We start from the raw sequence: 25678 nt of genomic DNA on the forward strand, positions 1-25678 counted from the left end.
CCCCATGCGCCCCCCATCTGAAAAGACCGGCGCGGACCTTGCGCTGATCCAGCTTCTGCCCAATGCGCTGACGATCACCGCGATTTGCGCAGGGCTTTCGGCGATCCGCTTTGGGGTGCAGGGCAACTATGTGCTGGCGGTGCAACTGATCCTTTTGGCCTGCGTGCTGGATGGGTTGGACGGGCGGCTGGCGCGACTCCTGCGGTCTTCCAGTCCGATGGGGGCGGAATTGGACTCCCTGGCCGATTTTTTGAACTTCGGCGTGGCCCCGCCGCTGATCCTCTATTTCTGGGCGCTGCAAGACATGCGCAGCGCGGCGTGGATTTCTGTGCTCGTCTACGCGGTCTGCTGCGTTGTGCGGCTGGCGCGGTTCAACGTCAACGACAAGGCCGAAGCCGCTAAGGCCAAGAACGGCGATGCGGTGGGCGAATCCGGTTCCTTCTTCACCGGCATCCCCTCGCCCGCGGGCGCGCTGCTGGTGCTCTTGCCGATGACGCTGTCCTTTGCCTTTCACAACCGGCCGATCCTGCCGGATTGGATGATCTGCCTGCATATGGTGCTGATTGGATTTCTGATGATCAGCCGCATCCCCACATGGTCTTTCAAAACCACCAAAGTCTCCCGACGCCATGTGAAATACCTGCTGGTGGGCGTGGCAATTTTCGCCGCCGCCTTGGCCACCTACGCTTGGACCACGCTCGTCGTGCTTTGCTTGGCCTATATCGGCATGGTGATCTGGGGGCTTTTGAGAGCACGGAAAACGAGTTTAACCAAAAGGAATTGAAATGGACATCAAGGCGGTCGAGACTTCCTATGCCCGTTGGGCACCGATCTACGACAAGACCTTCGGCGCGCTGACCAGCGGCGGTCGCCGCCATGTCGTGGCCCATATCAACAAGGGCAGCGGCTCTGTCCTTGAAGTGGGTGTCGGCACCGGCCTGTCCTTGCCCCACTACGCGCCGCACCTCTCCGTCACAGGCATTGATTTCAGCGACGAGATGCTCGCCAAGGCCCGCCAGCGCGTCACCCGTGAAGGGCTGCAACATGTAGCTGACCTGCGCCAGATGGACGCGCGCGACCTCGACTTCCCCGATGCCAGTTTCGACACGGTTGCTGCGATGCATGTGCTGTCCGTGGTGCCCGAGCCTGAGCGGGTGATGGAGGAAATCGCCCGCGTGCTCAAACCCGGCGGTCAGGTGGTCATCGCCAACCATTTCATGCGCACCACGGGGGTGCTGGGCTTTCTTGAGAAAGTCTCGGCCCCCTTTGCGAATACGCTCGGCTGGCATTCGGATTTCGAGATGGAAACCGTGTTGCAACAAGATGCGCTGGAAGTCGAAGACGAACGCGCCCTGCCGCCCATGGGCATGATGACCTTCCTAGTGTTGCGCAAACGCGGCTGATCACGCAGGCGGCGGGGCGTCCCCCGCCGGTTCAGGTCTTCCGGCGCAGCCGGATCACCACATCGACCGAGGCAATCTCGGCCCCCTCAGGCGCATCAGGAAGCTGAGCGATCACCAACTCTTCCGAGGGCGCATCGGTCAGCTTGCTGTCGTCTTCCCAAAAGAAATGCGGGTGGTCGTGGGTGTTGGTGTCGAAATAGCTTTTCGAGCCATCCACGGTCACCTCCTGCAACAGCCCCGCATCACAAAAGGCGCGCAGCGTGTTGTAGACCGTCGCCAGCGACACGGCTTCGCCCTGCCCCTTCGCAGCCTCAAACAGGCTTTCGGCGGTGACGTGGCGGTCTTGCCCATCGCCCACCAGAAGGCTCGCCAGCGTGACACGTTGGCGCGTGGGGCGCAGCCCGGCCTGAGCCAACCAGCGCGTTCCGACCTCTTGTACCTCTACGGACATCAGTTCCCTGCCTTTCAGGGTCATATAAAGGAGGAAATCCCCGGTTTTCAATTGAAAACCTTGCACCAATCGTCGCAGCGTCCCTGCCGCGCCCTTGCGGCACGCGGCGGCGGGGTGCTAAACGGGGCCGGACGTTATAACAGAGCAGCAGGAGAGCCGCAGGATGGCCGACTACCCCACGAGTTTCGACAAGGAAGATCTGCTGAAATGCGCCCGCGGTGAGCTTTTCGGCCCCGGCAACGCACAGCTTCCCGCCCCGCCGATGCTCATGATGGACCGGATCACCGATGTCTCGGCCGATGGTGGCGCGCATGGCAAGGGCCATATCACCGCCGAGTTCGATATCACCCCCGACCTGTGGTTCTTTGAATGCCACTTCCCCGGCAATCCGATCATGCCCGGCTGCCTTGGCCTTGACGGCCTGTGGCAGCTCACGGGCTTCAACCTCGGCTGGCGTGGCTGGCAGGGGCGCGGCTATGCGCTTGGCGTGGGCGAGGTGAAGCTCACCGGCATGGTGCGCCCGGACCGCAAGATGCTGACCTACAAGATCGACTTCACCAAGGCGATCCAAACCCGCCGCCTGACCATGGGCGTGGCCGATGGCATCGTCGAGGCGGACGGCGAGGTGATCTATCAGGTAAAAGACATGAAAGTCGCCCTCAGCGAGAGCTGAAGCGCTGCGACTTTACGGATATGAAAAGGGGGCCGCGCGGCCCCCTTTTGCATTGTCGCTCAAAGCGTTTGCATTTCCTGCACCTTACCGTCATGACGCCCGGTCACCGCGGCCTCGGCCAATACGGCTGCCACATCGGCACGATGCGCCTCGCTCTTCTGATCGACACCTTCGCCGAGATTGACCGCATTGGTCTTGGGGTCATCGGTCAGCGCCACGGGCCGCAGGATCGAATGGGTCAGGCCGGATGCTTGCAGATGTTCATCCGCCGCCTGCTTCGCCTTCAGGTAATGGGTCATCTCATGATCCTCCGGCGGATTATCGGCGCCCACCGAACTCAGCATCACAAAGCGGTCGACCTCGGCCTCGCGGGCCAGATCGACCAGACGCTGCGCGCCTTCGCGGTCGACCTTCTCAGTCATCTCCGGCCCCGTGCTGCCGCCCGACCCGGCGGCGAAAACAACGGCGTCTACACCGTCGCACACACCCGCTTGCAGGTTGGTCAGATCACCCTTCCGCTCTTCAGTGCCCTCGGGCAGAACAGAGGTATCGGAGCCGTCGCGCACCAGTGCGATGGGCTCGGCCCCGCGGTCTTTCAATTCACTGACGAGCAGACGCCCGGTTTTGCCGGTCGCACCGGCGACAAGTACTTTCATGGTCATATGGAACCTCTCGGAATTTAGTTTGATACGGGCAGCGGCGTTTCGCGCCGCCCGCCCTTTGCCGGTTACGACGGCAGAAAAATCGACTTGGCGTTGACGAACTCTTTCATGCCAAAGCCGCCGTGTTCGCGCCCGTAGCCGGAATTCTTCACCCCGCCGAAGGGCATATTCGGATCGGCGGCGCCAAAGTTGTTGATCCGCACCATGCCGGTGTCGAACTCATCCCGCGCAAGGCGCAGGGCGTGTTCTTCATCCGTGCAGAAGATGCCGCCGCCCAGACCATAGCGGCTGTCATTGGCAATGCGCATCGCGTCTTCGTCATCCTTCGCCCGGATAACCGAGGCGACGGGGCCGAAGATTTCATCGTCATAGGCTGGCATGCCCGGCTTGACCTCGGCCAGAACGGTCGCGGGATAATAGGCACCCGTGCGATCGGGCACTTCGCCACCGCAGAGGACCTTGGCGCCCTTCTCAACACTCTCTTTCACCTGATCACGGACGGATTCAAACTGCTCTTGGCTCGACAGCGGCCCGAGCTTGGTGTCTTCGTCCATTGGATCGCCCATCGGGATCGCCTTCATCGCATCGACATAGGCGCTCACGAACGCGTCGTAATTCTTCTCGGTCACGATGAAACGCTTGGCCGACACGCAGGTCTGGCCGTTGTTATAAAGCCGCCCCATGGTCGAGAATTTCACCGCCGTTTCGATATCGGCGTCGTCGAGCACGAGATAGGCGTCGTTCGAGCCCAGTTCGAGCACGGATTTCTTGAGATGTTTCGCGGCCTCGGACCCGATATGGCTGCCCGCGCTGTCAGAGCCGGTCATGGTCACGCCGCGTACCAGCTTATGGCCGATCAGCTTGTCGGAGGTATCGTGGTCGATGATGATGACGTTGAAAAGGTCTTTGGGCAGGCCCGCTTCTTCGCAGATCTCTTTCAAACGCAAGCCGCTGCCGGTGCAGATTTCCGCGTGTTTCAGGACGCAGCCGTTGCCGGTCAGCAGGTTCGCGGCCAGCACGCGCACGGGCTGGTAGAGAGGGAAGTTCCACGGCTGAATCTGATAGATCACGCCGATGGGCTGATAGGTCACCACACCGCGCTTCTTGCCGCCCGCGTGTTTACGCTCCTCGTCCTTCAGCATGTCGGGGCCGTTCTCGGCGGTATATTCAAAGATCTGGGCGCAGAGTTCGACCTCGGTCAGCCCGTCTTTGTAGAGCTTGCCGACCTCGCGGGTCATCAGTTCCGACAGGCTTTCCTTATTTTCGCGCAGCTTCTCGGCGATCTTTTTCAGATAGGGCGCGCGTTCGGCATGGGTCAGCTTGCGCCATTCCTTAAACGCCTCATGCGTGGCCTCGACCGCTTGGGTCGCTTCGGTTTCGGACATCACGTCATAGGTGTCGAGCACCTCTTCGGTGGCGGGATTTACCGTATTGATCTTGGGCATTCTAATCTCCTTTATGTCTCGTGAAGCCAACACCACCTGCCACTGCACCGTTCCATCACAGAACCTTGACCGCGACCTTCGCGCGCAGAGGATCGGCAAACCGCTTGCGCCGTATGGGCGTGCTGGCATACACCGGGGCTGCCAAAACAAAGGAGTGCTGCGCATGCGCCGCGTCGTCGTCACAGGGTTGGGGATTGTCTCATCCATCGGAAACAACGCCGAAGAAGTGCTCGAAGCACTGAAAAACGGCACCTCCGGGATCGAAGCCAGCCCGGAGATGGCCGAACACGGGTTCCGCAGCCGCGTCGCCGGGACGCTGAAGATGAATCTGGCCGATCACATCGACAAGCGGACCTTGCGTTTCATGGGGCCGGGCGCGGGCTATGCCTATGTCGCCATGGATCAGGCGATCAAGGATGCGGGTCTCGACGAGGCGCAGATCAGCAACCCGCGCACCGGTCTGGTGGCAGGCTCGGGCGGGCCGTCGACCTCCGCCATGTTCGCCGCGCATAACATCGTGAAGGACACCGGCGCGACCAAGCGCATCGGGCCCTTTGCCGTGCCCAAATGCATGTCCTCGACCGTCAGTGCGAACCTCTCGACCGCGTTCAAGATCAAGGGCATCAACTATTCCATCACCTCGGCCTGTTCTACCTCCCTGCATTGCATCGGCAACGCGGCCGAGCAGATCATGCTGGGCAAGCAAGACGTGATGTTCGCCGGTGGTGGTGAGGAGTTGGACTGGACGCTCAGCTGCCTCTTCGACGCAATGGGCGCAATGTCGTCCAAATACAATGACGCGCCCGAAACCGCGAGCCGCGCTTTTGACGCTGACCGCGACGGTTTCGTGATCTCCGGCGGCGGCGGCATGCTGGTGCTGGAAGACCTCGACCACGCGCTGGCGCGGGGTGCGAAGATCTACGCCGAGGTGACCGGCTATGCCGCCACCAGCGACGGGCATGACATGGTCGCCCCTTCGGGCGAGGGCGGTGAGCGCGCCATGCGTCTGGCGCTGGAGACCCTGCCCGAGGGCCGCAAGGTGGGCTATATCAACGCCCATGGCACTTCGACCCCGGTGGGCGACGTGGGCGAGATCGAGGCGGTGCGCCGTGTCTTCGGTGAGGGCAACACCCCGCCCGTCAGCTCCACCAAGTCGATGACCGGCCACGCGCAGGGCGCTGCCGGCGCGCTGGAGGCGATCTTCTCGCTTTTGATGCTCGACAACGATTTCATCGCCAAGTCGATCAACGTGCAGAACCTCGACCCCGCGCTTGATGCGTCCGAGATCGCGCTCGAGCGGGTCGACAACGCGGGCCTCGACACGGTGATGACGAACTCCTTCGGGTTCGGCGGCACAAACGGGTCGATGATCCTGTCGAAGTACCAAGGCTGAGGGCTGGGCATGTCTGGATTACTTGCAGGAAAACGTGGCCTCGTCATGGGTGTGGCCAATGAACGCTCCATCGCCTGGGGCATCGCCAAGGCGATGGCCGAGGCCGGGGCGGAACTGGCCTTCACCTATCAGGGCGAGGCTTTTGGCAGCCGGTTGAAGCCGCTGGCGCAGAGCGTCGGGTCCGACTTCATGGTCGATGTCGACGTGACCGACGACGCCTCGCTCGACCGCGCTTTCGAGGAGTTGGGCGCGCGTTGGCCGACGATCGACTTCGTCGTGCATGCCATTGCCTTTTCGGACAAGTCCGAACTGACGGGGCGGTTTTTGAACACCAGCCGGGCGAACTTCAAGAACTCCATGGATATCTCGGCCTATTCCTTCATCGACGTGGCGCGCCGCGCGCATCCGCTGATGAAAGACACCGGCGGTACCCTGATGACGCTGACCTACATGGGCTCGAACCGGGTGACGCCGAATTACAACGTGATGGGCGTGGCCAAAGCGGCCCTGGAGAGTGCGACGCGCTATCTGGCGAATGATCTGGGGCCGGAAGGCATCCGCGTGAACGCGATCTCGCCGGGTCCGATGAAGACGCTGGCGGGGGCTGCCATCGGCGGCGCGCGCAAGACCTACAAGCACACGGATCAGAATGCGCCGCTGCGGTCCAACGCGACGCTCGAGGCTGTGGGCGGCACGGCGGTGTATCTGGCGTCTGACGCCGGCGCCTGCACAACAGGTGAGATCATCCGTGTGGATGGCGGCTTCCACGTGCTGGGGATGCCGCAGGCGGAGCATCTGTAACGAAGCACGAGGGCCATCGCCTGCCCGCGGGTCGGCGATGGCAACGGCTGGACCTTGCCACTTTATGGTTCAGCCGTGACGTGACTTCGCCAAGTCGCGTCCAGCCTCACCAAATCGCCTACCCGTCCGGGCGGGCAGGCGATGGCCCGGCGCCTGCGGCTTGATTCCGGGCCAAGTGGCAGCCTCTACCGCAGCGCCTCTGTCTGCCAGAGCCACACCTTCATCCCGCCATGCGCAATCGCCGGCCCCTGCCCCTTCCACGGCAGCCCGGTCGCCTTCGCAAGCGGCGGCTCCGAGGTCACCAGCCCCACCCGCCAGCCGCGGAACCGAGCCTTCAGCGTCTCGCCAAGCGTCCCGTAGAGCGGATAAAGTAGCTTCTTGTTGCCGATCCGCCCGCCGTAGGGCGGGTTCACGATCACCAGCCCGGGCGGGCCTTCGGGCGGCTGCACCTCCCCTGCCCCATGGCAGGCGAAGTGACACCACGCCCCCACCCCGGCCCGGTCGGCATTGGCCGTGCTCATGCGGATCGCGCCCGCGTCCCGGTCGGAGCCGTGGAACCGCACAGCAGGCTCGGCCACCTCCCCCGCAGAGCGCATCTCTTCCCACGCCCCGGCATCGAAACTCGCCAGTTCCTCGAAAGCGAAACGCCGCGAGCGCCCGGGCTTCAGCCCCGCCGCGATCTCGGCGGCCTCGATCAGGAACGTGCCCGAGCCGCACATCGGATCGACCACCGGCTCGCCGGGCGCATAGCCGCAGGACCGCAGCATCAGTGCCGCCATGTTCTCGCGCATCGGCGCCTTGCCCACGGCCTCCTTGTGGCCGCGCTTGTGCAGCGCCTCGCCAGAGGTATCGAGGCTGAAGGTTACCTGATTGTCGTGAATGCGCACCTTCAGCACCAGCGCGGCCTCGGCATCGACAGTGATGCCATGGCTCTCGCGCAGCGCCGTCTCGACCCGTTGGGCTGCCGCCCCGGCGTGATAGATCTTCGACGCCTTGGTCGTCACTTGCACCTTCACCGGCACATCCGACCGCAGCACGTCACTGAAAGGAAACTTCCGACAACGCTTATCCAACTGCGCCAGATGGAAGGCCATGAAACCGCCGATCCGCGCCAGCACCCGTGCGGCGCCGCGCAGCTCCAGATTGGCGCGCCAGACCTCGGGCCAGCCGCCCTGAACGGTCACGCCACCGGGCTGGGCCTGCGCTGCTGCAAAACCTTTTTCCTGCGCTTCGGCGCAGAGCAAATCCTCAAGCCCGGGCGGGCAGACAAGGAAAATCTCGAATGTATCTGGGGTATCCATGGCCCCTGCATAAGCGCCAATGCGCGGGCGTGCGAGGGGAAAAGACGCCGGAGACGTATTTGGGGCGTGCCGGGGGGGAAGCCCCCCCGGCCACCGATATCAGGCCGCCGGAGCGATCTTGACCAGTTCGATGTCGAACTGCAGGTCCTTGCCCGCCAGCGGGTGGTTGGCGTCGAGCGTGACGGTGGTCTCGTCAACCTCGACCACGGTCACCGGCAGGGCCTGACCTTCGGGGGTCTGCATCTGCAGCTGCGTGCCGGGATCGAGCGGGATGTCCGCCGGGATGCCCTCGCGCGGCACGGCCTGACGCATCTCGGGGTTCACGGGGCCATAGGCCTCTTCGCTGGGCACTTGAACGACCTTCTTGTCGCCCTCGGTCATGCCGGGCAGCGCGCTGTCGAGGCCGGGGATGATCTGGCCCGAGCCCACAACGAACTCCAGCGGGTCACGGCCCTCGGAGCTGTCGAAGGTGGTGCCGTCTTTCAACGTGCCGGTATAGTGAATCTGTACTGTGTCGCCGGATTTGACCTCAGCCATCGGGTGTCTCCAATCTGTAGGGGAAAAAAGGAAGGAGGCCGCGTATCTGCGCGGGTGCTCCAAATTCCGCGACAGCATGAAGATTGTGACCCCGAGAGTAAACCCCCCGTCCGGGTCGATCGCGGAATTCGCCCCTTTTCGCCGCCGCGCCTGCGTGCCACTCTGCCGCGACACGGAAAGGGAGAGCCTGTCAGATGCCCATCACCACCTGCGTTTTCGACGCCTATGGAACCCTCTTCGACGTGGCCGCCGCCGCCCGTGAGGCCGCAGCCGAACCCGCTTTCGCCGCCATCGCCGAGACTTGGCCGGAACTGGCAGAACACTGGCGCCTCAAGCAGTTGCAGTATTCATGGCTGCGGGCGGTGACCGGGGCGCATGATGATTTCTGGCAAGTCACCCAAGAGGGGCTGGATTGGACGCTGGAGAAGATGAACCTCGCCAATGACCCTGCCCTGCGCGCGCGCCTGCTGGCGCTTTACTGGGAGCTTCGCGCCTATGACGAGGTGCCCGCCATGCTGCGCGCGCTGAAAGACGGGGGCCTGAACACAGCGATCCTGTCCAACGGCGCCCCCGCGATGCTGGACGGGGCGGTGCAATCGGCGGGAATCGGTGAACTTTTGGATGTCTCGCTTTCGGTCGAAAGCGTCGGCGTCTTCAAACCGCATGCGTCGGTCTATGACCTTGTCGGAGAACACTTCGGCTGCGCCAAGGACGAGGTGCTGTTCGTGTCCTCCAACGGCTGGGACGCGGCGGCGGCGACGGGCTATGGGTTCACCACCGCATGGGTAAACCGGGGCGGCGATCCGGTGGACCGGCTGCCGTGGAAACCCGCGCATCAGTTGCGCGAACTCAGCGGCATTCCCGCATTGGCGGGGCTCTGATGCCGCGTTTCACCACCTCCGACGGGCTGTCGCTGCATTACACGGATGAGGGCAGTGGCTTGCCGATCCTTTGCCTTGCCGGTCTCACCCGCACCGGCGCGGATTTCGACTACCTCGCCCCGCATTTGGCTGATCACCGGCTGATCCGCATGGACTACCGCGGGCGGGGCCGCTCGGATTTCGACGCGAATTGGCGGAACTACACGCTCTCGGTGGAATGCCGCGACGTGTTGGAATTGCTGGCGCATCTGGGGCTGGAACAGGTCGCCCTCATCGGCACCTCGCGTGGCGGGCTGAATGCCATGGCGCTGGCGATGGTCGCTCATGATCACCTTTTGGGCGTGGCGCTGAATGACGTGGGCCCCGAGCTTGACCCCAAGGGCGTTGAATTCATCATGGGCTATCTCGGTCGCAACCCCGCCGCCAAAACCTATGAAGAGGCCGCCGCCGCCATGGCCCGCGCCTTCCCCGAGTTTCACGGCGTGCCCGAGCGCCGCTGGCTTGAGGAGGTCAAGCGTCACTACAGGGCGACCGACGATGGGCTGAAAATCACCTATGATCCGCATCTGCGCGATGCCGTGGCCGCGGCTGGTCAACCGACGGTTGATCTCTGGCCGTTTTTCGATGCGCTGCAAGGCCTGCCGCTGGTCACGATCCGCGGGGCCAATTCCACCTTGTTCAGCCGCGAGACACTGATGCAAATGCAGGCCCGCCGCCCCGATATGATTGTGGCCGAAGTGCCGGACCGCGGCCATGTGCCCTTTCTCGACGAACCCCAAGCGCTTGCCGCGCTGCACGAATGGATAGGACAAATCAAATGAACATCGACATGATCCGCGCCGCCGCCGACCGCGCCAAGGGCCATGTGCGGCGCACGCCGCTCTTGAACTCCCCCTTTCTGGACGAGATCGCGGGCCGCCGGGTCTGGGTCAAACCCGAGTGTTTGCAGCATACTGGCAGCTTCAAGTTCCGCGGCGCGTGGTCGGCCCTCTCGGCCCTGCCGAGCGCGCAGCGCGCTAAGGGCGTCATCGCCTATTCCAGTGGCAACCATGCCCAAGGCGTGGCGCTGGCCGCCAAGATGCACGGCGCCCCTGCCGTGATCGTCATGCCCGAGGACAGCCCGCGCCTGAAGATCGCCAACACCCGCGCCTATGGCGCCGAGGTGGTGCTCTATGACCGCGCGAATGAGAGCCGCGAGGAGATCGGTGCGGCCTTGGCCGAGGAACGCGGGCTCACGCTGATCAAACCCTATGACGAGCCGCAGGTCATCGCCGGCCAAGGCACCACCGGCCTCGAGATCGCCCAACAGGCCGCCGAGGCCGGGATCGAAGCCGCCGAGGTGATTGTCTGCTGCGGCGGCGGCGGGCTGACCTCCGGCATCGCGCTGGCGCTGGAGGCTGAGGCGCCGGGGTTCCGTGTGCGCCCGGCGGAACCGGAAGGCTTCGACGATGCCGCCCGCTCGCTGGTTTCCGGCCAGATCGAGCGGAATGCGAAGGCGCTCGGCTCGATCTGCGACGCCATCGTCACGCCTGCGCCGGGGGAGCTGACCTTTCCGATCATGCAGCGGCTTGTAGGGCCGGGACTGGTGGTGAGCGATGATGAGGCGTTGCAGGCGATGGGGCATGCGTTCAACCGGTTGAAACTCGTGGCCGAGCCGGGCGGTGCCGTGGCGCTTGCCGCGGCGTTGTTCCGGGGCGGAGAGATTGACGGGGACGATGTGATCGTCACCATCTCCGGCGGGAACGTTGATGCGGATATGTTCGCCCGCGCGCTGCAGACGCTGGGGTAACGATTAGGGCAGCGCCGACCCGCGGGGTGGTGCTGAAAGCGCCGCCCCAGGGGGGCGGGTCGGCGCTGCCCGGTGTGCCACCGGGCGGTACCTATTCGAACTGTCCCGTCTTTGATCTCCCGCGTTCGCACGATATGCTGCCCCTCAACGCCGCCCAAAGGAGACCTCCCATGCAGATTTTCGACACCGGCGAGGTGCAACTGCACTACCGCGTCGACGGCCCTGAGGACGGCGCGCCCGTGGTCTTCGCCAATTCGCTCGGCACCGACATGCGCCTGTGGGACCCGATCCTGCCGCTGCTCGCGCCCGGTCTGCGCATCATCCGTTTCGACAAACGCGGCCACGGCCTGTCGTCCTGCCCGCCCGCGCCCTATTCCATGGGCTCGCTTATCACAGATACCGAGCGGCTGCTCGACCACCTTCAGGTGCGCGGCTGCGTCTTCGTGGGCCTCTCTATCGGCGGGATGATCGCGCAGGGGCTGGCGGTCAAACGGCTCGACATGATCCGCGCGCTGGTGCTGAGCAACACCGCAACCAAAATCGGCAACCGCGACATCTGGGATGCGCGGATCGCGGCGGTGGAACAGGGCGGTATCGAAAGCCTTGCCGATGCGGTGATGGAGCGCTGGTTTTCGCCCCAGTTCCGCGCCACGCCCGAACTGGCACTCTGGCGCAACATGCTGACCCGGCAGCCCGACGCGGGCTATGCGGGCTGTTCGGCGGCGATCTCGCACAGCGACTTCATGACTCCGACCTCCGGCCTGCGCCTGCCCGCGCTTGGCATCGCGGGGTCCGAAGACGGCTCCACCCCGCCCGATCTGGTGCGCGAATTGATGGACCTGATCCCTGCCTCGAAATTCAAATTGATCCGCCGCGCGGGCCATCTGCCCTGTGTCGAGCAGCCGCAGGAATACGCAGAAACGTTGAACGATTTCCTCGCCAGTGTCGGACATATCCCGAAGGCGCAGGGCTGATCGTGGCGGCAGGTGTGTCCGGCAGCGGGCGGGCCATGCGCGTGCGCCTCGTGCCGCATTCGCGCCCTATCGCGACGTCCGCCCTTGCCTTTGGCCCCTGCGCGGACCACATCTGACCGAATGCCGCTGCCACTGATCTTTATCCTTGTGACGGTGATGATCGATGCCATGGGCGTCGGCCTGATCTTGCCCGTCATGCCTGACCTGATCCGCGAAGTTCGCGGCGGCGGGCTGAGCGATGCGGCCCTTTGGGGCGGCGTGCTGGCCACGGGCTTTGCCGCCATGCAATTCCTCTTCGGCCCGGTGCTGGGCGGGCTATCCGACCGCTTTGGCCGCCGCCCGGTCCTGCTGCTGGCACTCGTCGTGATGACGGTGGACTACGGTGTCATGGCGCTGGCGGGCAGCATCTGGCTCCTGCTGATCGGACGGCTCGTGGGCGGTATCACGGCGGCGACCCATGCCACGGCCTCAGCCTATATGGCCGATATCTCTCCGGCGCAGGACCGCGCGGCGCGTTTCGGGCTGATCGGCGCGGCCTTTGGCGCGGGCTTTGTTCTGGGGCCGCTGATGGGCGGCGTCTTGGGCGAATATGGCACCCGCGCGCCCTTTTGGGCGGCGGCGCTGCTGGCGGCGGGCAACGCGGCGCTTGGCTGGGCCGTGCTGCGCGAAACCCTGCCCCCGACGCAACGCCGCGCCTTCGACTGGCGACGGGCCAATCCGCTGGGCGCGCTGCGCGCCCTTGGCCGCCTGCCCGAGGTTGGCAGGCTGCTCGCGGTCTATTTCATCTACCATGTGGGCTTTGCCGCCTATCCGGCGGTCTGGGCCTATTTCGGGGTCGAGCGTTTTGGCTGGTCCCCGACGATGATCGGCCTGTCTCTGGGCCTTTTCGGCGTGTTGATGGCGCTTGTCCAAGGCGCCTTGATCGGCCCCGTGATCCGCCGCTTGGGCGCGCGCGCCACAGTGATCTTAGGCCATATCTTTGCCCTTGCCGCCTTTGCCGCGCTGACCGTGCTGACCTCGGGCACTTGGGCGCTGATCATGACCCCGCTCGCCGCGCTGGCCGGGGTGATCCCGCCCGCGCTTCAAGGCATCATGTCGGCCCGCGTCAGCGCCGATGCCCAAGGGGAACTGCACGGTGCGCTCAGTTCCTCCACCGCGCTGGCGATGATCCTCTCGCCGCTGACGATGACGGCGGTTTTCGCCTATTTTACCGCACCGGAAGCTGCGCTTTACCTGCCCGGCGCGCCCTTCCTGCTGGCGCTTTTGCTGACCCTTGGCGGCTTGGTGCTCTTTGCCAGCCGCCCTACCCCCACGTCACAAGGTGAAACTTCGCCGCAGTAGGCCCATTCCCCGTCTTGCGCCACCGGCCCATCCGCGTCAGGCTGGCGAAAATTGAAAGAAAGGGACAGGCCATTGCAAACCATCAAAGCCGCCGTCTGCCATGCCTTTGACACACCGCTGAGCGTCGAAGACATTCGCATCAAGGCACCGCAATCGGGTGAGGTTGAAGTGACCTTGGATGCCGTGGCGATCTGCCATTCCGACATTCTATTTGCCGAAGGTGGCTGGGGCGGCACACTGCCTGCCGTCTATGGCCATGAGGCCGCAGGCCGCGTCAGCGCCGTGGGGCCGAATGTGCAGGGTCTGGCCGAGGGCGACAGCGTGATCGTCACCCTGATCCGCGCCTGTGGCAGCTGCCCCAACTGCGCCTCGGGCCAGCCGACGATCTGCGAAACCCCGCAAGCGCCCGAAGGGCCGCTGCAAACGGCGGAGGGCGCACCGCTCGTTCAGGCGATGAACACCGGCGGTTTCGCCGAGAAGGTCGTCGTCGACCGCTCGCAGGTCGTGAAAATCTCGCATGACATTCCCAAAGACGCCGCCTGCCTGATCGCCTGCGGCGTGATCACCGGCGTGGGCGCCGTGGTCAACGCGGCGGGGCTACGCGCCGGGCAAGACGTGGTGGTCATCGGTGCAGGAGGTGTCGGCCTCAACGCCATCCAAGGGGCGCGCATCGCAGGCGCACGGCGGATCGTGGCGGTCGACATGACCGAAGACAAACTCGCCATCGCCCGCGAATTCGGCGCGACCGACACTGTGCTCGCGACCGAGGCGAAGCCGTGGCGCGCGGCCTTCAAGGCCATGGGGCGCGGAGCAGATGCCGTGATCGTCACCGTGGGCGCGATCCCCGCCTATGAAACCGCGCCGCGCTACCTTGCCGCCGGAGGCCGGGTGATCATGGTCGGCATGCCCCACAGCGGGGCCGAGGCCAGCTATGAGCCGGTGGTCCTCGCCGCCCTAGGGCAAGGCATGGTCGGCTCTAAGATGGGAGATGTGGTGATCCAGCGGGATATCCCGTGGATGGTCGACCTCTATCTCCAAGGCCGGTTGCAACTCGACAGCCTGATCTCAGGCCGCTGGCGGTTGGACCAGATCAACGAAGCGATTGCCGACACCAAGACCGGGGCCGCGCGGCGCAATGTGATCGTTTTCGACCGGTCCTAGGTTGGCTTAACGCTCGGGCAAATCGCCGATCAGCAGAGCGCGAAAATCATTCACATTGGTCCCTGTGGGGCCGGTGTGAAACAGGGCGTCAATCGCCTCGAACGCGCCGTAAGCATCGTTGCGCTGCAAAGCGCCGCGCGGGTCCACACCCGCCGCGCGCATCGCGGCCGCGGTACCCGCTTCGACGAAGGCGCCCGCGTTATCTTCTGACCCGTCAATCCCGTCGGTATCTGCGGCGAAAGCGGTGATCCCCTCCCGCCCTTCGAGCGCCAGCGCAAGGGACAGCGCAAACTCACTGTTGCGTCCGCCGCGCCCCTTGTGGCGCAGGGTGACCGTCGTCTCCCCACCCGAGAGCAGCACCAGCGGTGCAGGATGGGGAAAACCGCTTTCCTGCGCCTGTCGGGCAAGGGCCGCATGGACCAGCGCCACCTCCCGCGCCTCGCCCTCGATCGCGTCCGACAGGATCCATGCGTTCACGCCCCGTGCCCGCGCAGCCTTGGCCGCGGCGGCGAGGGACAGGCCCGCAGAAGCGATGACATGGGTGGTCGTGTTGCTCGGCGCGTCCTGAGCAGGCCGCTCCGCCGCCTTTTCCAGAAACGCCATGCAACGGGGCGGCAGCTCAAGCCCCCGCGCGGCCACCTCTTCCAACACCGCCGCCGCAGTACGCCGCCCCGGCACCGTGGGACCAGAGGCCACGGCCCCCGGATCATCCCCCGGCACGTCCGAGACGACAAGGCTCACCACCTGCGCCGGATAGGCCAGTTCCGCCAGACGTCCGCCGTTGACCGTGCTGAACTGCTTGCGGATGTCATTCATGACCGAAATCGGCGCGCCCGAGGCCAACAGCGCCGCGTTCAACGCCTGCAAATCCTCCAACGTCAGCCCCTCGGGCGGAGCGGGCAAAAGCGATGAGCCGCCGCCGCAGACCAGCGCGATCACCTGATCCTCCGGCCCCAGACCTTGCACCGCTTCCTGCAAGGCGCGGGCAGCCTCGATCCCGGCCTGATCGGGCACGGGATGGGCGGCCTCCATCACCTTGATCCGCTGACAAGGCGCGCCATAGCCGTAGCGGGTGACCACGACACCATCATAGGGGTGCGGCCAGATGGCCTCGAACGCCTGCGCCAACTGCGCGGCCCCCTTGCCCGCACCGATCACCACCGTGCGCCCCTTGGGCGGCGGCGGCAGCCGGTCTTTCAGGATCAAATGCGGATCGGCGGCGGCGACGGCGGTGTCGAACAGTTCGGCCAAGAACTGGCGTTTCGGGTCATTGAGGTTGGACATAGGGCACTCCGACTGCTGCGGCGATCATGGCGGCCCGTTGCCTGCTGTCAATCCGGCAGGGGGTGTTCGTGCTGGACAAACAGGCAGTTGCGCGCGCCCAGCAGGCCAAAGTCGGGGTCGCTGCACAGGCCCAAGGGCATCGCCGCGCGCCATTTGCTGTGCCGCCCCCCTGCGTTAAAGGCGGCGAGGAAGCTGTCATCTAGCATCCAAGTGTTCTGCTGCGCCACGCCCCCCGTGATGAAGACCCCGCCGCGCGCGCCCATGACCAAGCCCAGATCCCCCGCGACCCCGCCAAGATACTGCACCATCAAAGCAACCGCGCGACAGGCGCTCGCGTCCTCCCCGGCCTTGGCCGCCGCGAAAATCGCCGCCGCCCCCTCCAAATGCGCCGCCTCGCCCCGCGCGGAGGCGATGGCACGATACCAATAGGGCATGCCGGTGCCCGACAGGATCGCCTCGGCCTCGACCGCCAGCGCCGCGCCCATCTGCACCTCGGGCCAGAGCGCGATCAGGGCTTCGAAATAGGCCACTTCCTCGGCGCTGTGGGGGGTGAGCCGCAGATGCCCGCCTTCGCCCGGCACCGCCGTGGGCCGCGCGCCCTGCCAGACCAAAGACCCGACGCCAAGGCCCGTCCCCGGGCCGATGATCACCCGCGCCCCCGGTTGCGGTTCGGGCCCGCCCTGAAGATAGGTCACTTTCTCAGTATCCAGCGTGGCCAAGGACCATGCCGCCGCCTCGAAATCATTGAGCAGCAGCACCTTGGTGGGGTCCAAACCGCAGGCCCGCGCCAGATCATCGCGCGAGATGCTGCGCGCCGCATTGGTCATGCGCACCTGCTCGTCGACAACCACCCCGGCCACCGCCATGGCGACCCCTTCGGGCGGGCGGCCCATCTCGGCACAAAACGTCGCGCAGGCATCGGGCAAAGTGGTCAGCCCGTCGGTGGGATGGGTGCGGCGTTCTACCACCGCTCCCGCGGGGTCTACCGCTGCGAGGCGCAGATTGGTGCCGCCGATGTCCCCTACCAAATACCACATGTGCCTGCCCTGCTGCCCTTGATACCGGTGCAAGATGGCCCGCCCGCGCGGCCAAGGTCAAACAACAAAACCCGAAAGCCGAGGCTTCCGGGTTTCGCATTTGGGTGCTGTCCGTTTGGATCAATCAGGGGCGATCGGCACCGATGCTTCATTGTCGCCCTCGATGACGTTTTCCTCGTCGACGATCACTTCTTCTTCCGTCTCGGGCGCGGTGGCGACTTCTTCGCCCGTCCAATAGACGATGATCCCGACGCCAAAGATCACCACAAGCGCCATGCCGATCAGGGGCCATTTGTGACGGCTTTCCTGTTTTTTGAGGTTCGTGTCTGGTGGGCTCATGATCCGCTCCCTTTCGCTGTCTTCGGGCTGTGCCGCGCAGCACTTCGCGCGGTCCTCGTTACCGGGCCAACCCGGCAGACCGCGCTAAAGTTCCCAGAAAGGGAAGGTTTCACAAAAGCGCCATCACCTCTGCCATGGCGCGACGGTAACCCGCCACGATCCGATCCCGCTGCCGGTGCCGCCCGCCCGTCACCGCATGGCGGCCCGCTGACCACAGATCGGTCACCACCCGGTCCTTGGCGGCAAAGGCCAGACCGTCGAGCAATTGGTCAGGCCGCAGCGCGCAGAGCGCCGGGTCTTGGCTGTCGATCGCCACAAGATCGGCCCATTCGCCCACGGCAATCTCGCCCCGGCCCCGGCCAAGCGCCTGTGCCCCGCCACGCGCCGCACCTGTGTAAAGCGCCGCCCCGACCGAACCTTCGTCCGCCACCATCACATTGCGCGCCAAATCCCGCAGACGTTGCGAATATTCCAGCGTGCGCAATTCCTCGGTCAGTGAAATCAACACGTTGGAATCCGATCCGATGCCAAACCGCCCCCCGGCGGCAAGGTAGCCCGGCCCGTTGAACGGCCCATCGCCCAAATTGGCCTCCGTCACCGGGCAGAGCCCAGCCACCGCGCCGCTGCGGGCCATGGCAGCGGTCTCACCTTCCGTCATATGGGTGGCGTGGATCAGGCACCAGTTCTCGGCAACCTCGGCATTGGCCAGCAACCAGTCGACCGGGCGCGCGCCAAGCCAAGCGGAGACATCCGCGACTTCTTTGGGCTGTTCGGCGATGTGGATATGGACCGGCACATCGGGATGGGCGGCCAGCACCTCGGCCAATTCCGCCGGGGCGGTGGCGCGGAGCGAATGGGGCGCGATGCCGACGCGGCAATCGGGGGGGAGGTCCCGCACCGCCCGCTGCGCATGCTCAACCAGTGCGCCGAAGCGCGCCACCCCATTGCCAAAACGCGCCTGCCCCGCCTGCAAGGGCTGCTGCCCCGCCTCGCCATAGGTATAGAGCACCGGCAGATGGGTCAGCCCGATCCCCGTCTGCGCCGCCGCGGCCGCGATCCGGGCCGATAGCTCCCCCAGTTCGTCATAGGGCGTGCCGTCGGGTTGGTGGTGGAGGTAGTGAAACTCTCCCACGCTGGCGAAACCGGCCTCTTGCATCTCTAGGAAGACGAAGGCCGCGATGGCTTCGATATGCGCAGGCGTCAGATGGGCGGTGAAGCGATACATCAAATCACGCCATGTCCAGAAACTGTCCTTCCCGGCCAAGCGCGTCTCGGTCATCCCGGCCATGGCGCGTTGGAAGCTGTGGCTGTGGAGATTGGCCAGCGCGGGCAGCAGGGTGTCGACACGGGTGTCATCGGCCTGCGGTGCCTGCCCGGTCTCAACCTGCGTCACCCGCCCATCGGCAACCGTGATCCGAACCTCTCGCGCCCATCCCTGCGGCAGTTTTGCATGTGTAGCGAAAATCATTTGACGGCCCTCTGCTTCTTTATGTATAGACATATAGCAAATAAAACCGATGTAGAAAAGTGAAACCTTAGGAGGAGGCGATAGGATGACAGCGCAGGATCGGGTCTTGGTCGACCTCACGGCGGCGACGATGGATGGCCCACAGCCCTATGGTTTGATCGAAGATGCGGCGATCGCGATTGCCGAGGGCCAGATCGCATGGGTCGGCCCGCGCGATGATCTGCCGCAAGGCTACCGCGCCCTGCCCGCCGAATCGCTGGGCCAGCGGCTTGTCACCCCCGGGCTGATCGATTGCCACACCCATATCGTGCACGGCGGCGACCGCGCGCGGGAGTTCGAGATGCGGCTGGAGGGCGCCAGCTATGAGGAAATCGCCCGCGCCGGGGGCGGCATCGTCTCAACCGTCACCGCCACCCGCGCCGCCGATGAGGCAGAGTTGCTGGCCGATGCCCTGCGCCGCGTCGACGTGCTGATCGCCGAAGGGGTCACGGCCATCGAAGTGAAATCCGGCTATGGTCTGGATATCGAGACCGAGCTGCGCATGCTCCGCACCGCTCGCGCCATTGGCCAGCAGCACCCGATCCGCGTCTCAACCACCTTCCTGGGCGCCCATGCGGTGCCTGCCGAATACACAGGCCGCGCGGATGCCTATATCGACGATGTCTGCCTCCCCGCCCTGCGTGCGGCTCATGCCGAAGGGCTGGTAGATGCGGTCGACGGGTTCTGCGAGGGCATCGCCTTTCAGCCCGCCCAAATCGCGCGGGTCTTTGACGTGGCGCGGGAATTGGGCCTGCCGGTGAAACTCCATGCCGAGCAATTGTCGAACTTGGGCGGCGCGCGGCTCGCGGCCTCCTATGGCGCGCTCTCGGCGGATCATATCGAATACCTTGATGAGAGCGGCGTGAGCGCGATGGCCGAGGCGGGCAGCGTCGCCGTTCTGCTGCCCGGTGCCTTCTATACATTGCGCGAGACCCAGTCGCCGCCCATCGACCTGCTGCGCCGACACGTCGTGCCGATGGCGCTGGCGACGGATATCAACCCCGGCTCATCGCCGCTGAACTCGCTGCTGCTGACGCTCAACATGGGCTGCACCCTGTTCCGCCTGACGCCGGAAGAGGCGCTCCGCGGCGCCACGCAGCACGCCGCCCGCGCGCTCGGGCGGGCCGACTGCGGCATGATCCGCCCCGGCCTGCGCGCCGACCTCGCCGTTTGGGACATTAAACACCCGGCCGAGCTTGCCTATCGCATCGGCTTCAACCCGCTTCATTCCCGCATTTTCGGAGGCCAATCGTGACCACCCTGACCCTCACCCCCGGCGCGGCCACGTTGGACGATCTGGCCCGCATCTACCGCGAAGAGGCATCGGTGCGGCTCGCCCCCGCCTGCCGCCCCGCGATTGAAGAGGCCCATGCGCGCATCGCCCGGGCCGTGGCGGGCGAAGATGCCGTTTACGGCGTGAACACCGGTTTCGGAAAGCTCGCCTCGGTCAAGATCGCGGCAGAGGATACGGCGGCGCTGCAACGCAACCTGATCCTGTCGCACTGCTGCGGTGTTGGCCCCGCGATCACGCGCGGCCATGCGCGGCTCTTGATGGCGCTGAAACTGCTGAGCCTCGGGCGCGGTGCCTCGGGCGTGCGGCTGGCGGTCGTGGACCTGATCGAAGCCATGCTGGCGCGGGGCGTGACCCCGGTGATCCCGGCGCAAGGCTCTGTTGGCGCCTCGGGCGATCTGGCCCCCTTGGCACATATGGCCGCCGTGATGATGGGCCATGGCGAGGCGGAGTTCGAGGGCCGCGTCATGACGGGCGGCGCGGCGCTGGCCGCCGCGGGTCTTACCCCGTTGGAGTTCGGCCCCAAGGAAGGGCTGGCGCTGATCAACGGCACGCAATTTTCCACCGCCTTCGCGCTGGCGGGGCTCTTCGACGCATGGCAGGCCGCGACCTCGGCGCTGGTGATCTCGGCCCTGTCGACGGATGCGATCATGGGCTCCACCGCGCCGCTGCAACCGGAAATTCACGCCCTACGCGGCCACCGGGGCCAAATCGAAGCGGGCGAGACCATGCGCGCCCTGCTCGAGGGTTCGGAGATCCGCGAAAGCCATGTGGCGAATGATGCCCGCGTCCAAGACCCTTACTGCATCCGCTGCCAGCCGCAGGTGACAGGGGCGGCGATGGATGTGCTGCGCATGGCCGCCGCCACGCTGGAGGTCGAAGCCAATGCCGCCACCGACAACCCGCTGGTGCTGACGGGGGCGGACCTCATCGTTTCGGGCGGGAATTTCCATGCCGAGCCGGTGGGTTTCGCCGCCGATATGATCGCCCTCGCCCTGGCCGAGATCGGCGCCATCGCGCAGCGCCGGGTGGCGCTGATCGTGGACCCGGTGCTCAGCTTCAATCTGCCGCCCTTCCTGACGCCAACCCCCGGTCTCAACAGCGGCTATATGATCGCCGAAGTCACCACCGCCGCCCTGATGAGCGAAAACAAACATCTCGCCAACCCCTGCGTTACCGACAGCACGCCGACCTCGGCCAACCAAGAGGATCACGTCAGCATGGCCGCCCATGGCGCGCGACGGCTGGGGCAGATGGCCGAGAACCTGAACCGCATCCTCGGGGTGGAACTGCTCTGCGCCGCGCAGGGCATCGACTTTCGCGCGCCGCTGGCCACCAGCGAGACGTTGCAGCGGGTGGTCGCGCGGGTCCGCGAAGAGGTCGCCACGCTGGAAGAGGACCGCTACCTCGCCCCCGATCTGGAACGCGCGGCACGGATGGTGGCGGGCGGTGAGATCACCCGTGTCGCCGCCTGCGAGATGCCGGGGCTTTCCACATGACCCCCGCTGAGATCACCCCCGTCGAGATCACCCGCGGCGACAGCCCCATCGTGCTCGGCCTGCCCCACACTGGGACTGACCTGCCCGAGGACATCCGGCGCGACCTGAACCCGCGCGGGCGGGAATTGGCGGATACCGATTGGCATATCGATCGGCTCTACGACGGGTTGCTGCCCGGCGCGACCACGGTGCGCGCGACCTTCCACCGCTATGTCATCGACGCCAACCGCGACCCTTCAGGCGCATCGCTCTACCCCGGGCAGAACACCACCGGGCTGGTGCCGTTGACGGATTTCGACGGGCAAGACATCTGGACCACCCCGCCCGACGCAGCCGAGGTTGAGGCCCGCCGCGTGGCATACCACGCGCCCTATCACGCAGCGCTTGAGGCTGAACTGGCCCGCGTTCGCGACCTGCATGGGGTCGCGATCCTCTATGACTGCCACTCGATCCGCCCGCTGATCCCCTTCCTCTTTGACGGCCCGCTGCCCGATTTCAACATCGGCACGAACCTGGGCGCTACCTGCGCGCCCAAGATCGAAGCCGCCGTCGCCGAGATCTGCGCCGCCGCAGCCGACTACACCGCCGTCAGCAACGGGCGCTTCAAAGGCGGCTGGACCACGCGCCACTATGGCCGCCCCGCCGAAGGGGTCCACGCGATCCAGATGGAACTGGCCCAAAGCAGCTACCTCGGCGCCGAGGCGCCGCCTTGGCCCTATGACCCCGACAAGGCCGCGCGGCTGCGCGTCCATCTGACCGATATCCTGACAACTCTGGCCGCACTGGCCCCTACCCTGAAAGGCACAGCATGAGCGATCCGCGCAAGAACACCCGTGACGTCTATCCCGCCACCGGCACCGAGCTTTCGGCGAAAAGCTGGCTCACCGAAGCGCCCCTGCGGATGCTGATGAACAACCTGCACCCCGACGTGGCCGAGAACCCGCATGAGCTGGTCGTCTACGGCGGCATCGGGCGCGCGGCGCGGACGTGGGAGGACTATGACCAGATCGTCGCCTCCCTGCGCGCGCTAGAAGAGGAACAGACGCTGCTCGTGCAATCAGGCAAGCCCGTGGGCGTCTTCCAAACCCATAAAGACGCGCCGCGCGTGTTGATCGCCAACTCCAACCTCGTGCCGCATTGGGCCAATTGGGACCATTTCAACGAGCTGGATAAGAAGGGTCTGGCGATGTACGGCCAGATGACCGCCGGTTCGTGGATCTACATCGGCAGTCAAGGCATCGTTCAGGGCACTTATGAGACCTTCGTCGAGGCGGGCCGCCAGCACTATGGCGGTGACCTCAAGGGCAAATGGATCCTCACCGGGGGCTTGGGCGGCATGGGCGGCGCGCAGCCTTTGGCCGCGGTCATGGCCGGGGCCTGCTGTCTGGCGGTGGAGTGCAATCCCGACAGCATCGATTTCCGCCTGCGCACTCGCTATGTCGATGAAAAGACCGACAGCCTTGATGAAGCGCTGGCGATGATCGACCGCTGGACCGCGGCGGGCGAGGCGAAATCCGTGGCGCTTCTGGGCAATGCCGCCGATGTCTTTTCCGAGCTGGTGAAACGCGGGGTCCGCCCCGATATCGTGACCGACCAGACCTCGGCCCATGACCCGGTGAACGGCTACTTGCCGCAGGGCTGGACGATGGGCGAATGGCGCGAGAAACGCGAGAGCGGTCCTAAAGCCGTCGAAAAAGCCGCCCGCGCCTCGATGAAGGTGCAGGTGCAGGCGATGGTCGATTTCCACACCGCTGGCATCCCAACGGTCGACTATGGCAACAACATCCGCCAAATGGCGCTGGAGGAAGGGTTGCAGAACGCTTTCGACTTCCCCGGCTTCGTGCCCGCCTATATCCGCCCGCTGTTCTGCCGCGGCATCGGCCCCTTCCGCTGGGCGGCGCTGTCGGGCGATCCTGAGGATATCTACAAGACCGACGCCAAGGTTAAGGAGATCCTCTCTGAGGACACGCATCTGCACAACTGGCTCGACATGGCGCGGGAGCGTATCTCTTTCCAAGGGCTGCCCGCACGGATTTGCTGGGTGGGCTTGGGCGTGCGCCACAAGCTGGGGCTGGCGTTCAACGAGATGGTCCGCACGGGCGAGCTCAGCGCGCCGGTGGTCATTGGCCGCGACCACCTCGACAGTGGCTCCGTCGCCTCGCCCAACCGCGAGACGGAGGCGATGAAAGACGGCTCTGACGCGGTGTCGGACTGGCCGCTGCTGAACGCGCTTTTGAACACCGCCTCGGGGGCGACTTGGGTGTCGCTGCACCACGGCGGCGGGGTTGGCATGGGCTTCTCACAGCACTCTGGCATGGTGATCTGCTGTGACGGGTCCGAGGACGCCGACCGGCGGATCGAGCGGGTGCTCTGGAACGACCCGGCGACGGGCGTGATGCGCCATGCGGATGCGGGCTATGACGAAGCGCGCGATTGCGCCCGCGAACATGGGCTGAACCTGCCGGGTATCCTTTAAGCGCTGCACGCCGCCGCCCATCCGCGGCGGCGGCACCTTAATAGCGCGTGGTCAGGCGGTGGCCCGGGCGGTAGGACAGCCGCACATAGGTCACCGCCTGCCCCTCCCACCACGTCGACCGCTCGACGGTAAAGACCGGATCGCCCAGACCGCAGGCGAGGTATTCGCTCAGCCTCTGATCGGCCAGACCGGCGGAAAGGCTGATCTCCACATCCGAAAAGGGAATGGCCGAGATCAGCCATTCGTTCGGCCCGACATCGGTGAAACTCTCCTCCCGCGCCTGCGGGAGGGTGGCGAGGTTGATCCAACGGTCCTCAAATTGATAGGGGTCGCCATCGGCGTAATGCATGCAAACCAGATGCAATGCCTCGCTCCCCGCGCTCAGTTTGAGCCGGGCGCGCAGCCAGTCGGGCGCAGGCTCAATCGCGTGACTGACCCGCGAATACCGATAGTCGGCGCCCTTCTCTTCGATCTCGGCCCGGACCAGCGGAATGTCGAAACGGGCCTGCCGCAGCGGGGCCATGCGCACCCGCGTGCCCGCCTTGCGCCGCCTTTCGATGAACCCCTCTTCGGCCAATTCGCGCATGGCGCGGTTGACCGTCGCCCGGGCGCAGCCATAGGTCTCGGCCAGATCGACCTCATTGGGCACAAGGCTGCCCAACGGCCACTCGCCCTTGGTGATCTTTGACAGGATGTCGGTTTTCACATCCCGGTAGGTGACTTTCATAGGGCGGCCTGCTGCGATCATGACTGTTTTACCAAGCATTACACTAGATCAATTCCCAGCCCAAGCGCCCCCCGCGCGCCCCGCCCGGAGGGATACCGCCGGAGCCGGGCGCGGGTCTTGCCTCTGCCCGCGTTTGCTGGAAAATTATGTCCCACCTGCCCCCTCAGCCAGAAAGGCCGCCCATGCGCGTTCAGCCCCCGAAAATCCGCACTGCCGCTTTGTTCTTGGGCCTTGGCCTGCTCGCCGCCTGCGGTGGCAAACAGACCGAAGTCGTCGCGGTTCCGGCGGATGAGGTGGAGTGTATGGCCCGCGCGATGTATTTCGAATCCAACCGTTCCAGCCGCGACGGAATGGTGGCCGTGGGGACGGTGGTGCTGAACCGCGTCCACTCCGACGCCTTCCCTGACACGGTCTGCGGCGTGGTCGGTCAGCCCAATCAATTCGCCCCCGGCGTGATGACGAAACCGATGACCGACCGCGGCGCCCCGCTGGCCCGCGCCACGGCACTTGCCGTGCTTCAGGGGGAGCGGCATCCGAAAGTCACCCGCGCAAAATTCTTCCACGCGGCGTGGTACAATGCGAACTACAACAACATGCATTATGTGGTGACGGCGGGGGGCAATGCCTTTTACGAAAAGCGCCGCGCCCATCTTGTGACCGCGCCCAACCCGCTGCCGCCGCTCGAAGGGATCACCCCGCACTAAGG

At 65.3% G+C, this 25678-nt stretch carries 26 protein-coding genes; 16 read left to right on the top strand and 10 right to left on the bottom strand.

Annotated elements, in window-relative coordinates; all coding sequences use genetic code 11:
• Window positions 1-4: 4 nt before the first annotated feature.
• Both pssA and ACGYK4_RS09665 read left to right on the top strand, forming a co-directional pair.
• Window positions 5-784 carry a CDP-diacylglycerol--serine O-phosphatidyltransferase gene (gene pssA, locus ACGYK4_RS09660; RefSeq protein WP_067261404.1) on the top strand — a complete coding sequence of 260 codons (780 nt, stop codon included), beginning with the start codon at window positions 5-7 and terminating at the stop codon, window positions 782-784.
• A 1-nt stretch (window position 785) separates the two neighbouring features.
• On the top strand, window positions 786-1403 hold the full coding sequence (locus tag ACGYK4_RS09665) for a class I SAM-dependent methyltransferase (protein ID WP_394410569.1): 618 nt from the start codon (window positions 786-788) through the stop codon (window positions 1401-1403).
• A 31-nt stretch (window positions 1404-1434) separates the two neighbouring features.
• Here ACGYK4_RS09665 and irrA read toward each other — a convergent pair whose 3' ends face one another.
• On the bottom strand, window positions 1435-1854 hold the full coding sequence (irrA, locus tag ACGYK4_RS09670) for an iron response transcriptional regulator IrrA (protein WP_394432245.1): 420 nt from the start codon (window positions 1852-1854) through the stop codon (window positions 1435-1437).
• 163 nt (window positions 1855-2017) lie between these two features.
• Here irrA and fabA point away from each other — a divergent pair, with 163 nt between their 5' ends.
• Window positions 2018-2527, top strand: coding sequence for a bifunctional 3-hydroxydecanoyl-ACP dehydratase/trans-2-decenoyl-ACP isomerase (gene fabA, locus ACGYK4_RS09675; RefSeq protein WP_067261401.1), 510 nt, complete (start codon window positions 2018-2020; stop codon window positions 2525-2527).
• 59 nt (window positions 2528-2586) lie between these two features.
• On the opposite strand, the gene ACGYK4_RS09680 is transcribed toward fabA, so the two are convergent.
• Window positions 2587-3189, bottom strand: coding sequence for an SDR family oxidoreductase (locus ACGYK4_RS09680; protein ID WP_394456203.1), 603 nt, complete (start codon window positions 3187-3189; stop codon window positions 2587-2589).
• Window positions 3190-3254: 65 nt separating this feature from the next.
• Window positions 3255-4634: an NAD-dependent succinate-semialdehyde dehydrogenase gene (locus ACGYK4_RS09685; RefSeq protein WP_394456205.1), complete on the bottom strand. Its 1380-nt coding sequence runs from the start codon at window positions 4632-4634 to the stop codon at window positions 3255-3257.
• Window positions 4635-4797: 163 nt separating this feature from the next.
• On the opposite strand from ACGYK4_RS09685, the gene fabB reads away from it, so the two are divergent.
• Window positions 4798-6027 (top strand): beta-ketoacyl-ACP synthase I, encoded by a 1230-nt coding sequence (gene fabB, locus ACGYK4_RS09690; protein ID WP_394456206.1) that lies wholly within the window; start codon window positions 4798-4800, stop codon window positions 6025-6027.
• 9 nt (window positions 6028-6036) lie between these two features.
• The gene (locus ACGYK4_RS09695) at window positions 6037-6828 is read left to right on the top strand and encodes an enoyl-ACP reductase (protein ID WP_394456207.1); all 792 of its coding nucleotides are present in this window, start codon (window positions 6037-6039) and stop codon (window positions 6826-6828) included.
• Window positions 6829-7013: 185 nt separating this feature from the next.
• On the opposite strand, the gene ACGYK4_RS09700 is transcribed toward ACGYK4_RS09695, so the two are convergent.
• Entirely contained in the window at window positions 7014-8129 is a 1116-nt protein-coding gene (locus ACGYK4_RS09700) for a class I SAM-dependent RNA methyltransferase (RefSeq protein ID WP_394456209.1), read from the bottom strand.
• A gap of 99 nt (window positions 8130-8228) precedes the next feature.
• Entirely contained in the window at window positions 8229-8666 is a 438-nt protein-coding gene (locus ACGYK4_RS09705) for a peptidylprolyl isomerase (RefSeq protein ID WP_067261388.1), read from the bottom strand.
• A 194-nt stretch (window positions 8667-8860) separates the two neighbouring features.
• Between ACGYK4_RS09705 and ACGYK4_RS09710 the strand changes: the two genes are divergently transcribed.
• From ACGYK4_RS09710 to ACGYK4_RS09735, 6 genes are all read left to right on the top strand, one after another.
• A complete protein-coding gene (locus ACGYK4_RS09710) occupies window positions 8861-9547 on the top strand; it encodes a haloacid dehalogenase type II (RefSeq protein WP_394456211.1) in 687 nt (228 codons plus the stop codon).
• A complete protein-coding gene (locus ACGYK4_RS09715; RefSeq protein WP_394456213.1) occupies window positions 9547-10368 on the top strand; it encodes an alpha/beta fold hydrolase in 822 nt (273 codons plus the stop codon). The genes ACGYK4_RS09710 and ACGYK4_RS09715 overlap by 1 nt, the downstream gene beginning before the upstream one ends.
• Window positions 10365-11336, top strand: a complete 972-nt coding sequence (locus ACGYK4_RS09720) for a threonine/serine dehydratase (protein WP_394456215.1) — start codon at window positions 10365-10367, stop codon at window positions 11334-11336. The genes ACGYK4_RS09715 and ACGYK4_RS09720 overlap by 4 nt, the downstream gene beginning before the upstream one ends.
• Before the next feature lie 170 nt (window positions 11337-11506).
• The gene (gene pcaD / locus ACGYK4_RS09725; protein WP_394456217.1) at window positions 11507-12310 is read left to right on the top strand and encodes a 3-oxoadipate enol-lactonase; all 804 of its coding nucleotides are present in this window, start codon (window positions 11507-11509) and stop codon (window positions 12308-12310) included.
• 120 nt (window positions 12311-12430) lie between these two features.
• The gene (locus ACGYK4_RS09730) at window positions 12431-13651 is read left to right on the top strand and encodes a TCR/Tet family MFS transporter (protein ID WP_394456218.1); all 1221 of its coding nucleotides are present in this window, start codon (window positions 12431-12433) and stop codon (window positions 13649-13651) included.
• Window positions 13652-13723: 72 nt separating this feature from the next.
• Entirely contained in the window at window positions 13724-14812 is a 1089-nt protein-coding gene (locus ACGYK4_RS09735; RefSeq protein WP_394456220.1) for a zinc-binding dehydrogenase, read from the top strand.
• A gap of 6 nt (window positions 14813-14818) precedes the next feature.
• Here ACGYK4_RS09735 and ACGYK4_RS09740 read toward each other — a convergent pair whose 3' ends face one another.
• From ACGYK4_RS09740 to ACGYK4_RS09755, 4 genes are all read right to left on the bottom strand, one after another.
• A complete protein-coding gene (locus ACGYK4_RS09740) occupies window positions 14819-16096 on the bottom strand; it encodes a glycerate kinase (protein ID WP_394456222.1) in 1278 nt (425 codons plus the stop codon).
• A gap of 47 nt (window positions 16097-16143) precedes the next feature.
• Window positions 16144-17133, bottom strand: coding sequence for an ROK family protein (locus tag ACGYK4_RS09745; RefSeq protein ID WP_394456224.1), 990 nt, complete (start codon window positions 17131-17133; stop codon window positions 16144-16146).
• 120 nt (window positions 17134-17253) lie between these two features.
• Window positions 17254-17472: a hypothetical protein gene (locus tag ACGYK4_RS09750; protein WP_271691879.1), complete on the bottom strand. Its 219-nt coding sequence runs from the start codon at window positions 17470-17472 to the stop codon at window positions 17254-17256.
• Between the two features lie 109 nt (window positions 17473-17581).
• Entirely contained in the window at window positions 17582-18940 is a 1359-nt protein-coding gene (locus ACGYK4_RS09755; protein WP_394456226.1) for a formimidoylglutamate deiminase, read from the bottom strand.
• Window positions 18941-19025: 85 nt separating this feature from the next.
• Between ACGYK4_RS09755 and hutI the strand changes: the two genes are divergently transcribed.
• The 4 genes from hutI to hutU are packed head-to-tail and all read left to right on the top strand — an operon-like array spanning window position 19026 to window position 24245.
• Window positions 19026-20234 carry an imidazolonepropionase gene (gene hutI, locus ACGYK4_RS09760; RefSeq protein ID WP_394456228.1) on the top strand — a complete coding sequence of 403 codons (1209 nt, stop codon included), beginning with the start codon at window positions 19026-19028 and terminating at the stop codon, window positions 20232-20234.
• Entirely contained in the window at window positions 20231-21769 is a 1539-nt protein-coding gene (gene hutH, locus ACGYK4_RS09765; RefSeq protein WP_394456230.1) for a histidine ammonia-lyase, read from the top strand. The genes hutI and hutH overlap by 4 nt, the downstream gene beginning before the upstream one ends.
• 11 nt (window positions 21770-21780) lie before the next feature.
• The gene (gene hutG / locus ACGYK4_RS09770) at window positions 21781-22581 is read left to right on the top strand and encodes an N-formylglutamate deformylase (RefSeq protein ID WP_394456539.1); all 801 of its coding nucleotides are present in this window, start codon (window positions 21781-21783) and stop codon (window positions 22579-22581) included.
• Window positions 22578-24245 (top strand): urocanate hydratase, encoded by a 1668-nt coding sequence (hutU, locus tag ACGYK4_RS09775; protein WP_394456232.1) that lies wholly within the window; start codon window positions 22578-22580, stop codon window positions 24243-24245. The genes hutG and hutU overlap by 4 nt, the downstream gene beginning before the upstream one ends.
• Before the next feature lie 37 nt (window positions 24246-24282).
• Here hutU and ACGYK4_RS09780 read toward each other — a convergent pair whose 3' ends face one another.
• Window positions 24283-24972 carry a UTRA domain-containing protein gene (locus ACGYK4_RS09780; RefSeq protein ID WP_394456233.1) on the bottom strand — a complete coding sequence of 230 codons (690 nt, stop codon included), beginning with the start codon at window positions 24970-24972 and terminating at the stop codon, window positions 24283-24285.
• A gap of 182 nt (window positions 24973-25154) precedes the next feature.
• Here ACGYK4_RS09780 and ACGYK4_RS09785 point away from each other — a divergent pair, with 182 nt between their 5' ends.
• The gene (locus ACGYK4_RS09785; protein WP_394432205.1) at window positions 25155-25676 is read left to right on the top strand and encodes a cell wall hydrolase; all 522 of its coding nucleotides are present in this window, start codon (window positions 25155-25157) and stop codon (window positions 25674-25676) included.
• The last annotated feature ends 2 nt before the right edge of the window (window positions 25677-25678 follow it).

The sequence above is a fragment of the Sulfitobacter sp. 1A13368 genome (genome assembly GCF_043557275.1).
Taxonomy (GTDB): Bacteria; Pseudomonadota; Alphaproteobacteria; order Rhodobacterales; family Rhodobacteraceae; genus Sulfitobacter; species Sulfitobacter faviae.